Genomic DNA, 14882 nt, shown 5'->3' on the forward strand with positions numbered 1-14882 from the left:
CCAAAGCAGGTTCGCGCAACTTCCGCACTTGCAAGGATACGCTACGAGCTCGCTCCGCCGCAAACTACGCGGAGCGGTGGCGAGCACCTGGACCCTGGACCCTGCAACGAAGCTCCGCGTCAACCCGCGTCCGCGGTGGCCACTTCGCCGAGCAGCTCACCCGGATCGGTCGGCAGATGCCTGGCCTCGGCGCGAACGCGCAGTGCTGCGGCTTCGGCGTGCTCGCTTGCCCCGCCCGCGCGCTCGAGCCAACCCTGTTTCAACTGGGGCACGATGACCGAGGCGGCCGTAGCCGCCGTCGAAGCCGCCAGTGCAATGGCCCAACCGACGGGATCCAAGGGTTTACAGCCGAACATGCGGCTGAGCCCCGGGGTCTGCACCACGGCCGCGAGCGCAAGGGCGGAACCGAAACTGGTCGCGACTACGGGCAGGCTTGCACCACCCGAGATCAGGGTCTGACCGAGCTGCGTGCCCACCAAAGCAGTGAGCCCGATGGTACGCGCCCGCGCCTGCCTGCCCGTGAGACGACCCATCAGCCAGGCGCTGCCGGCGCCGGCTGCCGTGACCAGGGCCCGCGCGGCGATGTCGCGGTCGAGCGACTCGCCCAGCGAGGCGTCGGGGCCTTCGTTGGCAAGCGATTCCAGTCGGGTCCGTTCCGGAGGCCGCAGGGCGATCGCCATGGCCGGGGCCACGTCGGTGAGCAGGTTGACCAGCAGCAGCTGCCGGGCATTGAGCGGTGGCCTGCCGTCCACCAAGCCGCCGAGCAGCGTGAAGCCGATTTCGCCAAGGTTGCCGCCGATCAGTATGGAAACCGCATCGCGCACGCAGCTCCACATGGCGCGTCCCTCGATGATGGCTTCCACCAGGGTTTCGATGCGATCGTCGGTGAAGATCACGTCTGCAGCGCCCCGCGCTGCGGTCGTGCTGTGCTCACCCACGGCCACCCCCACGTTGGCGAGGCGGATGGCAGGGGCGTCGTTGGAGCCATCACCTGCCATGGCCACGGTATGACCGGTGCGCTGCAACGTGCGCACCACACGCACCTTTTGCGATGGAGTGACCCGGGCGAACACCGAGATGCGCGGCATGCGGGCCTCGAGCTCCTCGTCGCCCAGATGGTTGAGCTCGGAGCCCGTGAGCACCGAGCCGTCCCGCAGCAGATCGAGCTCCGCAGCGATCGCCTCGGCCGTGGACGGGTGGTCGCCGGTCAGCATGATGGTGCTGATGCCTGCGCTGCGCAGTCCCCTTATGGCTTGAGCTGCGGTGGGCCGCACCGGATCGTGGAATGTGATGTAGCCGTGAAACGTCAGGTGCCCAAGATCGCCGGGGTCGAGCTCGTGGGTCGGCCCGGCAGCGCGCTCGGCCACCGCCAGTACGCGCAGCCCTTGGCGCGCCAAGCGGTCCGCCTCCAGTGCCAGCTCTTTTCGTGCGGCTTGGTCGAGCACGACCCCGGCGCCCCAGTGGGTGCAGCGCGGAAGCACGACCTCGGGAGCACCCTTGACGCTCAGCAAGGCCCCGTCCGGTGTGCGGCCGAGGGCACCGTGGTAGCTGCGCTCCGACTCGAAGGAGAGCTCCGCCACGCGCTCCCAGCCGGGGCGAGTCGTGGAGGCATGCACGTCCACGCCCTCCGCTCCACGCCTTAGCGCGGCGTCGGTGGGATCGAGCGGGCCTGCAAGATCACCATCCGAAGTAGCGCGAAGGGCCGCCGAGAGCGCGGCGACATGTGTGACACCGAGCTCGCCCAGCCGCTCGTCATGGCGCCCGTCCGAAACGGAGCACAGCTCGATCTGGCCGTGGGTCAACGTGCCCGTCTTGTCCAGGCACAGCACGTTCACCTGCCCGAGCGCCTCGATGCAGCGGTGGTTGCGCACCAGCGCACCGCGCCTTGATAGACGCTCTGCCGCAGCGAGCTGCGCCGCCGTGGCAAGCAGCGGCAGCCCCTCGGGCACCGCGGCGATGGCGAGGCTGACTGCGGAGCCCACCAGATCTTCCAGTTTGCGGCCGCGAAGCAAGCCGCTGCCGACCACCCCGATTCCGGCCCCGATCGCCACCGGTCCGGTCAGGCTCATCAGCGACCGCAGCCGCTGCTCGACCCCTCCCTGGCTGGGCTGGCGTTTCGCGGTCAGCGCCCCGCGGCGGGCTTCGGTGTCTTCCGCGGTCGCGACCACCACCGCGGTCGCATGTCCGGCCACGAGCGCCGTGCCCTCGTACAGCATCGATCTACGATCGGGGATATGCGGCTCGAAGGACGGCTCCGGCCCCTTGCGCACCGGCAGCGACTCCCCGGTGAGGCTCGACGCATCCACCTCGAGCGACGAGGCTCGCAGGATGCGGCAATCTGCCGGCACCACATCGCCGGCTGCCAGGCTCACGACGTCCCCGTGCACCAAGTCCTGCGTCAGGGCCTGACGCACAGCACCCTCACGCCTCACCGTGACCTTGCGCTGGGCGTGACGAAAGAGGTGACGGATGGCGCGTTCGGTCCGGTAGCGCTGCGTGCCGCCAACGAGCGCGTTGATGGCCACCACGCCGCCCACCATGGCCGCATCGCCCACCGAGCCGACCGCCGCGGACAAGCCCGCGCCCGCGGCAAGCAACGGCGCGAGCGGGTTGAACAGCTCGTCCGTGCACGCCTCGGCGAACTCGACCACGGCAGAGCGCTTGTCCGCCACCGGAAGCCGGCGTCTGCGCGCGTCCTGATCGGACAGCCCCCGCTCGCTCGTGCGCAGGCGCGCCAGTACGCCTTCCGTGCTGAGCGCGTGCCAGGGAGTCGGATCGCGCGGGGCTCTCAGGCGCCGCGTGCGCAAAGCATACGAGTTGCGAACGCCGTTGCCCATGGCAAGCAGGGTCGCGGTGTTCACCACGAACAGCACGCGCCTCATCGGCATGGGCAGCAGGCCGCCCGCGGAAACGATCATACCTACGGTCGCGGCACCCAGCGCCACGTATACGCTTTGCTTCGAAACTGCGCGCGCAGTAACGAAGGCTTCGAGCAGGAAGCGCACGTCCGACAGATCGTCGCCGCACACCAAATGGGCGCCCCACGGTGCCGGGCCTGCGCGCCGGTGCAGCCCGATTCCACAGTCAGCCGTGGTGAACTCCTTCATCGCCCCCGACCCGACGAGCGCCACGCAGCGTCCCTCTTGCTGCAGCCGGCGGATGCCGGAATCCAGGCCTTCGCTTTCCGTGATCACGTCGTCGGTGTCGAGCTCCTCGAGCTGCGTCTCGTCGTCGCAGGCGATGACTACTCGGATTCCCGCTTCGTGCGCGGCGTCTATCAGCTCCTGCACGCCGGTCTGGGGCAGGACATCCACGTCGACCAGCGCCGTGATCTCGTCCTCGTGCCACAAGGCCAGCACCAGGGCGCCACGGTCCGAGAGCTCCTTGGAACGGGCCTCGAGCTCCGAGCCGAGCGGGGCATCGAGAAGCTCGGGTGGTCCGAGCCTGAAACGTCCGTCGCTCTGCACCTGAACCGGATGGTTCGGATCAAACAGCTCCATCGCCTTTCTGCGTGCCGTTTCCGCGTCGATGCGCCCATTGGCCACCAGGTCACGACCGACTGCAAAGGTCTTGCTTGTGACCAGGGCACCCTGCAGCACCAGGACGCCGACACGGTCGAAACGCCGCAGCACCTCGGGATCCCTCACCAGGATGTTGCGGCTGGCCAAGACCGAGGCCAGCTCCGCACAGAAGACGTCCCTGCCGAGGCGCGCGGGTCTCGGTAGGCCGCCGAAGAGCGCGGCCGCGGCGTGCTGAAAGCTGCGCGTCATCAGAAGGCTGAGCCCGAACCCGCCCAGCGACACGAACATGGCGCGGTCGGCGTATTCCTCGACCGGTCCTCGCGGCAGCTCCACCGGGCGCCGTGGCGCTTCGATGCTCACCTCGCTCTGGTCGACGGGTCTCGGGCACAGCTGAGGCTCACGGCGATCCCACACCCGGCGCCGCGACTCGATCTCGCGCAGCAGCATCGCCTTGTGGACAGCATCGACCAGGCAGGCAAGCGGTCTTTGGGCAACGCTCTGGGCAGCCGCGAGTCCAAGGTTGAGCACCAGCTCCGCGCGCTCCCTGCCGATGCTCTCCTCGAGCCGCACGCGCAGACGTGGAACACCTTTTACGACCGACAGCACCGCGGAGCTGTTGGTTGCCACAGCCGGGGGCTTGAAGGGCGTGATCCGAAGCAGCGAGCCCAGCGCGACCCCCATCAGATCGGCAGCGAGCTGTACGCTCATCTGCAGCTCGGGCTCCACGTCCGCTGGATGACTTGGTCCGTCGCTCGTGAAGCTCTGGGCCCCGGCCGCCCGCTCGGCGTCGTCGACCAGCCGGACGAGCTCGCCGCGCGTGTAGACGTGAGCATCGAAGGCGATCACGACGCGGCGCGTGCTCGGGTTGACTTCCACCCAGTGGACACGCTCCAGCTGTCCGATCGACTGCGTAACCTGCAACCTGAAGCGCTCCAATTTGTCTGCGTTCAGTGCCTTGTACTCGATGTGCATGTGCGTCGGGCTGCTCCAGCAGCGCCGCGATCGCGGCGCGAAAAGGCCGGCGGCGTTGCGGATCGCGGTGGAAAGGCCTGACGAGAAGAAGAGACTCATCGTGCGGTCAATCTACCAGATGCCTTGTGCCGGTTCACCTTACTTCTGTAGTGGGTGACCCGCGCCGTTCAATCGCGCTACCCTACCCGCCATGACGCGTGCGCGCGTGGTTCGGATCCGTGAGCCCGGAGAGCCGGAAGTCTTGGAGCTTGGCGAGCACGAGGTGCGAGCGCCCGGACCAGGTGAGCTTCGCGTGCTAGTCGCAGCGGAGCGTCGGGACCAGTCGCTGCCTTTTCCCCCCGACACGCTAGCCCGCACGGCCGCCCCACGGGCTCCGATCTGTTCACGGCTCGCGCTGTGAGCGAGGTGGGGTGGGCGCGGGTGCCTGGTCCTGATAAGCTCAGGGGGCCCGTCGCGCGAGGCCTCGCCGCCGAGGACGGCCATCTCCGGGAGGGGCGGGCAGTACGCAGCGCAGTGCGTGGCCTGCAAGACGCGCCTCGGGCTCGCTCAATCACCTGGTGCACGGGAACGGACGCTTCGAAGGAGATCATGCAACGTCGCTACCTGCTCTGCTACCTGCTCTTGACGGCCGCCGGCGCCGCAGTCGCATCCTGCACGAACGACATGGGCGTCCCGGTCTACGTGGATGTCACGTACCAGCTGCGCTGCCGAAACGATTGTCTGGGCAAGCTCGAGGCGCCGCCGCGGCGCGTGCGTGGCCTGGACGATCAGACCGACCCAATTATCGACTGCTTCATCAGTGTTGGTGAGCTCACCTTCACTGCACAGCAGGGCGACGAGTACGGCATTCGTGTAGACAACAGCAACCTCGCGGGGCCGACACCCGATCGATGCCGTGTCACGGTCAGCGAGGGCGCCAACAGCTTCGAGGGCAGCTGCAGCGGCACGCCCCCTGCCCCGCCGCTGGTGCCCTGCCAGCTCAACATACTCCCCGACCCCAGCGGCGCACTGCTTGGCTCGCTCCTCTGCGTTGACCTACCCCAGCGCCTACAGCCCTCGGAGGTGCGATCGCTGGAAGCACCCGGAAACCTCCCGGCGCCCCAGCCTGCCGCGTTCAACCTTCAGGGGTGCCGGCAGCTGTAAAACTTCCCTAGAGCCTAAAGGGGAACTGGATCTTGAATTCCGGTTTCTTGAACTTGGGGAACCGGGCCTTGCGCACAGCCCGAGCAATGCAGGAGCCCGCCCTTGTACCCGCGTAGTCGCCGGATACCTTGGCGCTCCGGACACGCCCGTTGCTGCCAGAGACGGTGATGGTGGTCATCGCGACCCCGTGTTCGGACTTGCTGCAGTTCTTCACCGAGCGCTGTACAGCTCGAAGCGCCTTCATGACTTGGTCGCGCGACGGTGTTTCAGGCAGGTTGCTCTCGGTCTTCACCTTGACGGGTTTGCGCTTCGTTGTGAGCGGGTCGGGCACGCCTCCGACCGCTTGCTCCAACAGGTCGTCGATCGAGCCGCTCGCCGCTTTCTTCTTGGGCTTGGCCGCGGCTTTCTGCACGGGACGGGTGCGGCTAGCACGCCGCTGCTTCGGCTTGGGCTCGGGGGCGACCTTCTTCGGTCGCTCTTGCCTGGAGGATCGGGCCTTGCGGCTGCTGCGTGTGTCGCGCCGCCGGGCCGAACGCCGCTCGTGCGAGCCGGCTTGCTGTGACGGTTTTGGTTGGGGCTTGCGAGCCACCGGCTCCGGTTCGGGGGCTGCTGCACCCGGGGGCTCAGCCTGCGTCGGCTTCGCTGTGGGGGAAGCCGCAGCAGGGGAAGCCGCAGTCTGCTCCGAAGCGGCCCCGGTGGTTGGTTTCGAGTCGCTGCGATGCGCGCTCGGGGGTGGCGAGCTTGGCAACACGCTGCGTGCCGCGGGCGCCTCCTCCTTCAGGAGCATCATTCCGCCAACGACCGCCGCTGCGAGGATGGCGAAGCCTCCCAGGATAGCCACGATGAGCGTCTTGCTCGTGCCCTCGCCTTCGGGCACCTGGCCGGCGCTCATGGGCGAGCCCAAGGCGCCAAAACCACCTCCGCCCGAGCCCATCAGCAGATCGTCTACCTGAGGGGACTGGCCGTTGGGGCCATCTGTGCCGCTGCCGGCAGCTTGCGCGAGCGCCCGGATGTCGATCAGACCCGAGGCCTCGCCCTGTGCGAAGCCGGCGTCCTCGCTGGGGGGTGCGCTTGCGGCGTCGCTGGGGGCCGCCGAGCCGGCGCCGGTCGCCAAGGCCTGCAGGTTGCCCAGCGAAAAAAGGACCGAGTTCTCGTTGCGCGCGCCGGTCATCGCCTGTTCGGCGGTGACGCGCGGCCCTGCGGCCTGTGGCTGGCTCGCCCTTGCCAACGGGCCGGCTGCGGCCGGGCTCGCAAACAGGTCAGCGCCCGGACCCGCGGCAGCCACCTGGCCGAAGGGGCTGGACTCCGCTGCCGCGGCGTCTCCAAAGGGCGAGCTCGCGTCGCCTGCGAAGGGATCGGCTCCCATGGAAGGCGGTTCCGCGGCGAAGTCATCTTGCTCAGCAGGGGCCGCGGCAGGCTCGGGCTGCGCGGATGCAGCGGCGCTGCTCGCGGCGCTGGGGGGGGCCTGCCCTGTCACCAAGCTGACCAGCTCGGCGCTGTCGCGGGCGGGCACCCAATCGTCCAGACCGTCTCGCCACACGTAGGCATCCCAATCGATGGTGTGCGCGGCCAGCAACTCCGCTAATTGTGTGTGCGTGTACGGTCCCTGTTGCTCACCGGCGATGACGATATGCCAGATGGCGTCGGGGGGTGGCGCGGCGATCGGCGGTTGCTGCACAGCTGCCGCCTCAGCGGGCTGGTCACCTCGGATGGTCAACACCTCGCTGCAGCGCTTGCAGCGAATCCGGAAGATCTTTCCCGCGACCTTTTCGTCGGCGATCGAGTATTTCGCTCCGCAGCTATCGCAGACGATTTTCATGTTTCCTGAGTCCTTTTCTGGGGAGGTGGCCGCTCGGAGGCATGCGGTACAAAGTACCTGTAATCATCAACAGTAAAGCCTCCATACGACCGGATCAATCAAACGTAGAGCGCCCGGCCGCGCCAACCCGCGCTCGAGGGCGCGATCGCAAGGAGCGCGCCCGTTGACTGCCCCCAAAGAATGGATGCCGCCAGAGAAGTCCAGCGCCGCCATCGTGGTCGTCCATCTGAAAGCGAAGGTGCCTCACGAGCCTGCGGCGTTCTTACCACAAAAACCTACAGATGCGAGACCCCACACCCCAGTCCGCTTGGCCCTGCGAGGCGGGCCTCGACCAGTCGAAGCCGCTGGCGGCAGCGCCCGGCAAGAAGGAGGTGCCTCATCGGCCGGCCGAGCGCGAGCTCGGGACCATGTGGGGCGGGCCGGTGGCTCGGCTGTTGCCAATACACCCGGTCCCCAATACACCCAAGGGGAGCCGCAAGCCGGTGACCGATGCGGGCCCTTAGCTCTTGAGCGCCTTGACGGCCTCGGTCAACTCCCCCACTACGTCGAACAAGTCCGCGCAAAGGAAGTAATCGGCCACCTGAGCGATGGGTGCCTCTCGATCCTTATTGATTGCCACGATGACCTTCGAGCCGCTCATGCCGGCCAAATGCTGGATAGCCCCGCTGATGCCCACGGCCACGTAGAGGTCGGGGGCGACCACCTTGCCGGTCTGTCCCACCTGTAGGTCACCGGGCACGTATCCGGCGTCGCACGCAGCGCGCGACGCGCCCATGGCGGCGCCGAAGGCATCGACCAGCGGCTCGAGCACGCTGGTGAAGTTGTCCGCGCTCTTCAGAGCCCGCCCGCCCGAGACCACGACCCTGGCCTCGGTCAGCTCGGGCCTGGCGCTCTTGACCGATTCGATGCCGATGAACTCGACACGTTCGGCCGCAGCGTCGGTCTGGATCGGGGTCTGCTGCACCGGGCTCGCCGAGGCTGTTGCCTGGGCCGGGGCGAACTCGGACTGGCGTACGGTTACGACCTGGACGCCGCTGCGCAACCTGAGCGTTGCCAGCACGTTGCCGGCGTACATGGGCCGGCGGTAGGTGAGCCTGCCGTCTTCGATGCCGATAGCTACCACATCGCTCGCAATACCCGCCCCAAGCCGGGCTGCCACGCGTGGCATGAGGTCCTTGCCGTAGGTGCTGGCGCAGGCCACCAGTACCGCGTAGCCGCCCGTGCGCGTGACCTCGGCGACGGTCGGGGCATACGCCTCGGCGCAGTACCCTCCGGCCAGCTCTGCGACCAGGACCTTTTCGGCCCCGTACGCTGCGAGCGCCGGGGCGGCGCTCGACGCGCCTTCCCCGACCGCCAGCACGTCGTAGGATCCACCTGTCTGTTCAGTTATGGAACGCGCGGCGCTGATAGCCGACAACGTATGGCTGCGAACGTTTCCATCCAGCAGCTCGGCCGGGACCAGGACTTTGGTCATCGTCATATCACCTTGGCTTCGTTGTGCAGCCGGTCGACGAGCTCCGTCACGCTGTCCACAAAAGCCACCTTGCCTCCGCGTGCTGCCGGCAGCTCGAAGCGAAGGTACTCGGAAGCGGGGGTCGGATCGATGCCGAGCGCGGCGAGCTCGAGCTGCTCGAGGGGTTTCTTCTTGGCCTGCATGATGCCCTTGAGCGATGCGTAGCGCGCACCTTCGTTGTATCGGTGCTCCTCCGGTGTGACTCCGTTGCCGACTGCAGTGGGCGTGACGATTCGCAGGTCTACGGTTACGACCGCCGGACATTGCACCTTGAGGGTGAGCACGCCCGTATCCACCTCGCGCCCCACCGTGAGCGACTTGCCGTTGTCTTCGGTGCGCACCGACATGGCGAAGGTTGCCATGGGCCAGCCGAGCAGCTCGGCGAGCATCTGGCCAACCGCGTTCGAGTCACCGTCGACCGCCTGTTTGCCCATAAGCACCAGCTCCGGCTGCTCTCGCTCCACCAGCGCCCTGAGCGCGCGCGCAACGACCCACGAATCGAGGGCGTCGTCTTCGGCCAGCGCCAGGATGGCTCTGTCGGCGCCCATCGCGAGGGCTTGGCGCAGGCTCGCGGCGACTTCGGCAGGCCCCAGCGACACCACGACCGTCTCGCCGAGCTGCTCCCGGGTCGCCGCGTTTTCGTTGAGCCTGAGCGCAGCCTCCACGGCATACTCATCAAAGGGGTTGAGCTTCCATTCCAGACCCTCCGACGTGACTCGCGTGGCGTCCTTTTCGACCTTCACCTTGTTTGCATTATCCGGATCGCATACGCGTTTGAGCGAGACCAGTATTCTCACGGTTTCTCCTGTGTGGGCGTGCCGATTGCAGGGCCGCGCTTTCGGACCGTACTGCGCTGCGGGAGCCTATGCGCTTTTGCTTCACGACTGTCAACCACGTGCACGTGCGCAAGCCCGCATCGGTCACCAAACCAGCTCTGCTTGCTGGCGCGCAGGTGCTTCGCCCTTTTCGCGTGCGATCACGAAGCGCGGACTAGTGCCGAACAGATGCTCGAGCGTGCGCAAGGCCACCTCGGCAGAGGGTTCGATCCCCGAGCCCGCCAACCTGGCTTCGGCCAAGCGCTCGGCCTTGGCTTCCGGCAGCGCGCTGCGCAGGTGCCAGTGTCGCATGCGGTCGGCATGAGCGCGGCGCACCCGTGCCTGCAGCTGCGGCCGATCCAGCCGATCGGCGATCTCGGCGACCGTGATGTCCAGACGTGAGAGCGCAGCATCTTCGGCGTCGAGCCCGACGGCTGCGCCCGCACCCCAGGGGCCCGAGACCCCTAGCTGCCAGACGGAACGCACCCCGGGTCGCTCGCGCAAGGCACGGGCCATTCGATCCGCGAACGTGCGCGCGCCCAACCCGCCCCCGCGATGCAGGTTCGGTCCCAGCGTGCGCCATGCCACGACCACCCGAGCATGGGGCCCCGACCAAACCGAGGTGAGCAGCCCCCTTGCGGCCTCACCGAGTACCTGTGGGGGCGCTGCGGTTCCGTCTGGCAAGCGGCTGAGTCGGCGCGCGATCCGGAGCGCCGCCTGCTCGGCGGGTAGCGAGCCCACGGCAGCCACGCTCACACGAGCGCCGGTCGCTGCGGTTCGAACCAGTAGCTCGAGGTCGCGTCGAGATACCGCGTTCAGGCGCGCCGAAGAGCCCCACGGCGCGCATAGCGCCGGAGTCAGCGGCGCGATTAGCCGTGCGGCTTGACTGGCGTGCCAGGCAGGTGAGCCTCGAGGTCCGAGTCGTTCGCGCAAGCGCAGCCGCGCCCTGGCAATCCGGGTCGCTGCGAGCGGCGGGTGCAGCGCGCAGCGCAGCACCATGTCGATGGCCTGGGCCCAGCGGGCTCCGGGGGCGCTCGCGGTGATGCCCCACGAAGTGGCCTCGACCAGCGGCCGGAATGTGGCGCTCGTAGTGGATTGCGCAGCGGCCTGCGTGCACGCGGAAGCGGACAGCGTTGCAAGCAGTGCGGTGCGACCGTGCAGCGAAGCTGGTTCCTCGCCGGCCCCGCCTGCGAAACGTACGTTGACCGCCACGTGATCGCTCGCAGCGACGTGCCGCACTTCTACGCCGGCGCCGTTGGACAATCGCAACGACGCGGAGCGTTCGTCCATGGTGCCGCTCCACTCGGGATCCGCGTGGGCCTGTGCGTGGGTGACGGCACGCCGTGCGGCACTTCGCAGCCGAACACGCTCCGCCGCATCCGGATCGCGGTTCTTCGGACTTCCCTGGTCCCGTCCGGCCGCGACCAGTCCCAGGCCGATGGCCGTCGGCACGAGCTCGGGAGGGTGGGCCCCGCGCTGCGGGCGTGCCGCCCAGCGAAGCCCCACCCACTCCGACAGCACGCTCGCACCACCGCTGGGCGGTGCCAAGGGTACCGCTGGCGGAGGCTCGTGCCGCAGGCGCGCCGCGTGGAAGGCGAGCTCTCGGGCCGCGCCGACGGGCTCGTACGCCGCGAAGCGCGCCAGAGCAAGCGCGCCGCCGCGCACGGGCAAGGCGTGAGCCGACAAGGCCTTCAGTCCGTCGAGTGTCTCGATCGGGACTGCGTGACCGAGATGCGCGAGCGCGCTCGCAAGGTTCGCCGCGGACGCGAGCTCCGGCGTGGCCACGGCGACGCTCACCAGCGTGCGGCCACCCAGCATGACCTCGACTCCGCCTCGGACGGGCAGCCGGCGCTGTGCGCGCCCGGCGCTAGCCCGTGGCAGAGACGCCAGGGATAGCCTTGCGCGCGCGGCGAGCACGTCGGCAGCCAGATCCCCTACAGCTACGACGAGCGCGCGCCTGCGTCCGTAGTGTCGGGCGAGGAAGCTGCTAACCGCCTGTGGGCGGGTCGCGACGCGCGCGCGTCCGAGGGGCTGGAATCCCGCGCCGTGCCTGCCGAACAGAGCGTGCAACGCCAGCGCATCGGCCGCTCGCACGGGGTCCTTTGCAGCCTTTCGGCGTGCCGCGTCGAGCCGGTTGCGCACGATCTGCAGGGCCTCTTCGCTCACTTGCCGCGTGCCCAGGCCACGTGCCAGCCGGCGCAGGCACTGGGTCAGGGCCTGGCGCTCGCAGGTCAGCGCGAGCTCGCTGGCATCGGCAAAAGCCCGCCCGCGCACGCCCTGTCCGGCGCGCTCCGAAGCAAGCCAGACCGCGAGCGTGGCGAGCTCGGGCGGCTCGGCGTCACGCGATCCAGCATCCACCCAAAGGCTGAGGTGCAGCGCGTTGCCGGTCGCACGCCGTACGACCACGGTGCGCGGACCCTCGCCCGGCCGCGAGGCGACCTGGCCGTGAAGCGCCCCCGGCCGTCGCTTGACAGGCTCGGCGCCCCCGCACGCCCCCGAGGCTAGCGCAAGGACGCAGACCCATGGTCTTACGAACCTAGCTCGCATCGGTCACCAGCCTCCGGTCCCGTGCCGAGCGGAACCGCACGCCCGATCCGCCCGCGCAAGCAGCCGCGTCCTCCGGGACCTTTCCATGGTCGCGCTCGGGAGTCTCCGAGCCGCTTCATAGCATCAAAGACTAGGGTTTCGCACGGCAGCCAAGGCGGCCGGGTCCATGCGGACGGGCCAGTTGGGGTTGGTGAAGCGCGCGCGACGCGGCAAGGCCCTGTTGCGGTTCCGGTCGGTCGCCCTCAGCCAGTCGCGCAGCCAGCGCTGGTGCTTGCGAGCCATTGCCTGGAAGCGCACGCCGGCGCTGCGAAACAGGCCGCAACTGCGATCGTGAACCACCTCGCCCTTGATCCACAGGCTTTCGCCGATCCCTGGCAGCGGCAGCTCGACCTGAACGATGCTGGGTGTGCGGGCGGGCTCGAGCAGTGGGCGGGGCCGCTCCATGAAGAGTCCTAGCGCACTGAGATCGGCCGCAAACCAGCGCTGCACCTCATCGCCGGCCACCTGGTTGGTATAGAAAGCTACCGGGATTCGCTGAAAGTATCGACGTTCCTGTTTCATCGTGGCCAATCTCCTACAATCGCGCAGGGGTACAGTCGCAACGGTGCATTGCAGATGCAGGAGATTGTAAGCGACCGCTTTTCGTTGACGCAAAAAAGGGACCTTTGCGCTAGTGCCTCGCCACAGGAATCCTGGTTGGTTGGGGCCTGCAGTGGGGCTCGCTGGCAAGGCGGACCGACGAAGGACATGCAGCGCATATTCGAGGAGGTCCCAACGCCGCCAGCGGGCGCCAGGGCTGGGGCCAAACGATCAGGATTCCTGTGGCGAGGCACTAGGTCCTGTTGGCGGGCGAGAGTGACCTGCCGGCGAGCACCGGCCATGGCGTTGTTGGCCCTGTGTCTGGCGTCGGGCTGCGGCGGGACTCGACCCCGGCCGCAGGCTCGAGCCCCCAGGGGGATCGTCGAAATGGACGAGCTCCGGATCACGGCCCGGCGCGGCGAAGGCGGACGCTACGAGTTCGAGGTCTACGATGCGTCCGACCTGTTCAACCGGGCTACGAGGCTGCTGGACAGGGGTGCGTGCGCGCAGGCCGTCCCCCTGTACGACCGCCTGCATCGGGAGTTCGCGGGCAGCCGCTACCATTCCGCAGCCCTGTACAATGCCGGCTTGTGCCTGATCCAGCTGGGCGAGCTGCAGGCGGCTAGGGCACGCTACGAGACGCTGTTGCGCGAGCTGCCTGGGTCGCGCGACGCAAGGCACGCCAGCTTTCAGCTGGTGCAGGTGCTGCTCGAGCTGGAGTCGTGGCAAGCGTTGCTCGACCGGGTAGATGCATTGCTGGCGCGAGACGACCTGACGGTCGCTGAACGAGTGGAAGCGATGGCCCGGCGGGCCCAAGCCCTTTTCGGCGCCCGCCGGCTCGATGAGGCCGAGCGGCAGGCACGCGGCACGCTGGCCCTTCAGCGGCAGCGGCCCGAAGCCGAGCAGAGGGCCGATGTACACTTTGCGGCCGCGGCCAACTTCGTGTTGGCAGAGACCATCCGCAGCCGCGCGCAGGCGTTGCGTTTTCCCAAGGACAGTGCCGAAGCACAGCAAAGGGTGCTCCTGCAGCGGGCGGAGCTGGTGCTGAAGGCCCAGCGCGAGTACTTCAACGCCATCCGCTTCACCGATTCGCACTGGGCCGCAGCGTCGGGCTACCGCATCGGTCACATGTACGACGAGCTGTGGCATGCCATCATGCATTCGCCGATTCCGCCCAGAGTGCCGAAGGGCGGCGAGGAGGCCTATCGCGACGAGCTCGCCAAGCTGATCAAGCCGCTCATTCGCCATGCAATCCGCTACTGGGAGCTCACCCTGATGTTGATCGAGCGCACCGGCGTCCAAGGTGGCTGGGCGTCCAAGACCCGGAAGGACCTGGAGCGCGTGCGCGAGTTGATGCTCGAGCAACCGCCGGGGCCGGGTGGCGTCAGTGAGCAGCAGCTGCGCGAGTTTCAAGGGAGGCAGCGGGCCGTCAAGCCATCCGCTGCGGCCGGCTCGGCAGGGTCGAGCCCATGAGACTGCCAAGAATCGTGCCGAGTAAGCTTGACACAGCATGCACGGTCAAGTACACAAGCCGCCCTCGCACGCAGCCGGCGAGGCAGGCGCGTTCTCCATCGACAGTGTGGGTGCATGTCGGATATCGGCTTCGCTGGCGTAGCTCAACGGTAGAGCACCTGTTTTGTAAACAGGGGGTTGCGGGTTCGAATCCCTTCGCCAGCTCGCGAGTTTTGGAGACAAATGATATCGGAGGGTTGCCCGAGTGGTCAAAGGGAGCAGACTGTAAATCTGCCGGCTTATGCCTTCAGTGGTTCAAATCCACTACCCTCCACCCCGGTCGTCTTGCTAAAGACATCGCGCCTGTGCCTTGGGTCCGTGCGGGAGTAGCTCAGTTGGTAGAGCGTCAGCCTTCCAAGCTGAATGTCGCCGGTTCGAGCCCGGTCTCCCGCTCCGTGCGCAACGCGGTGCAGAGGTGGTTTTGCCCAGGTAGCTCAGTGGTAGAGCACCTCCTTGGTAAG

The 14882-nt window shown here is 68.0% G+C and carries 10 protein-coding genes and 3 tRNA genes; 7 read left to right on the forward strand and 6 right to left on the reverse strand.

The genetic code is table 11. The features are described 5' to 3' along the window. Nucleotides 1–119 precede the first annotated feature (119 nt). Nucleotides 120–4592, reverse strand: coding sequence for an HAD-IC family P-type ATPase (locus MJD61_14680; protein MCG8556517.1), 4473 nt, complete (start codon nt 4590–4592; stop codon nt 120–122). Between the two features lie 91 nt (nt 4593–4683). Between MJD61_14680 and MJD61_14685 the strand changes: the two genes are divergently transcribed. Both MJD61_14685 and MJD61_14690 read left to right on the forward strand, forming a co-directional pair. Then, on the forward strand, nt 4684–4893 hold the full coding sequence (locus MJD61_14685; protein ID MCG8556518.1) for a hypothetical protein: 210 nt from the start codon (nt 4684–4686) through the stop codon (nt 4891–4893). 188 nt (nt 4894–5081) lie between these two features. Continuing rightward, on the forward strand, nt 5082–5636 hold the full coding sequence (locus MJD61_14690) for a hypothetical protein (GenBank protein MCG8556519.1): 555 nt from the start codon (nt 5082–5084) through the stop codon (nt 5634–5636). Between the two features lie 7 nt (nt 5637–5643). On the opposite strand, the gene MJD61_14695 is transcribed toward MJD61_14690, so the two are convergent. Then, nucleotides 5644–7455, reverse strand: coding sequence for a zinc-ribbon domain-containing protein (locus tag MJD61_14695; protein ID MCG8556520.1), 1812 nt, complete (start codon nt 7453–7455; stop codon nt 5644–5646). A gap of 281 nt (nt 7456–7736) precedes the next feature. Here MJD61_14695 and MJD61_14700 point away from each other — a divergent pair, with 281 nt between their 5' ends. Next, on the forward strand, nt 7737–7958 hold the full coding sequence (locus tag MJD61_14700; GenBank protein ID MCG8556521.1) for a hypothetical protein: 222 nt from the start codon (nt 7737–7739) through the stop codon (nt 7956–7958). Here MJD61_14700 and MJD61_14705 read toward each other — a convergent pair. The 4 genes from MJD61_14705 to MJD61_14720 form a co-directional block, all read right to left on the reverse strand. Further along, the gene (locus MJD61_14705; GenBank protein MCG8556522.1) at nt 7955–8929 is read right to left on the reverse strand and encodes an electron transfer flavoprotein subunit alpha/FixB family protein; all 975 of its coding nucleotides are present in this window, start codon (nt 8927–8929) and stop codon (nt 7955–7957) included. The genes MJD61_14700 and MJD61_14705 overlap by 4 nt on opposite strands. A gap of 2 nt (nt 8930–8931) precedes the next feature. Continuing rightward, nucleotides 8932–9765, reverse strand: a complete 834-nt coding sequence (locus tag MJD61_14710; GenBank protein ID MCG8556523.1) for an electron transfer flavoprotein subunit beta/FixA family protein — start codon at nt 9763–9765, stop codon at nt 8932–8934. A 123-nt stretch (nt 9766–9888) separates the two neighbouring features. After that, nucleotides 9889–12330, reverse strand: a complete 2442-nt coding sequence (locus MJD61_14715) for a hypothetical protein (protein MCG8556524.1) — start codon at nt 12328–12330, stop codon at nt 9889–9891. Between the two features lie 123 nt (nt 12331–12453). Beyond that, nucleotides 12454–12891: a PilZ domain-containing protein gene (locus tag MJD61_14720; protein MCG8556525.1), complete on the reverse strand. Its 438-nt coding sequence runs from the start codon at nt 12889–12891 to the stop codon at nt 12454–12456. A gap of 318 nt (nt 12892–13209) precedes the next feature. Here MJD61_14720 and MJD61_14725 point away from each other — a divergent pair, with 318 nt between their 5' ends. From MJD61_14725 to MJD61_14740, 4 genes are all read left to right on the forward strand, one after another. Further along, entirely contained in the window at nt 13210–14382 is a 1173-nt protein-coding gene (locus MJD61_14725) for a tetratricopeptide repeat protein (protein ID MCG8556526.1), read from the forward strand. A 132-nt stretch (nt 14383–14514) separates the two neighbouring features. Then, a tRNA-Thr gene (locus MJD61_14730) sits at nt 14515–14586 on the forward strand. Between the two features lie 26 nt (nt 14587–14612). Further along, nucleotides 14613–14695 (forward strand) — tRNA-Tyr (locus tag MJD61_14735). 46 nt (nt 14696–14741) lie between these two features. After that, nucleotides 14742–14814 (forward strand) — tRNA-Gly (locus tag MJD61_14740). Nucleotides 14815–14882 lie beyond the last annotated feature (68 nt).

It is taken from the genome of Pseudomonadota bacterium (genome assembly GCA_022361155.1).
Lineage (GTDB): Bacteria > Myxococcota_A > Polyangia > Polyangiales > JAKSBK01 > JAKSBK01.